We start from the raw sequence: 230 nt of genomic DNA, 5'->3' as shown, positions 1-230 counted from the left end.
AAGGCAATGCCCTGAAGATCGCGGGGCGCCACGACGGCGACGTTGCCGTGCGTAAGCGGGATGAAGACGGCCTCGTCGTGAACGCGTTTCAAGATTTCCCCATAAAGCGAGCGGCGCGCAGTCTCGTCGGCGGGTACCGTGACGGCATCGATCTTCGCAAACAGGACCTGCGAGTTCGCCATGCCCTCGGTCGTAGGCAGGTAGGCGGCTGCGGGCGTAAAAGCGGCGAA

The 230-nt window shown here is 63.5% G+C and carries 1 pseudogene; it reads right to left on the bottom strand.

Annotated elements, in window-relative coordinates:
* Positions 1–230: pseudogene (locus tag KVT38_RS34415) on the bottom strand (nickel ABC transporter, nickel/metallophore periplasmic binding protein); the annotation flags it as partial.

It is taken from the genome of Cohnella sp. GbtcB17, from assembly GCF_019091135.1.
Classification (GTDB): Bacteria; Bacillota; Bacilli; order Paenibacillales; family Paenibacillaceae; genus Cohnella.
The sequence above is the reverse complement of the archived record's forward strand: the minus strand, read 5'-3'. Positions and strand labels throughout refer to the sequence as shown.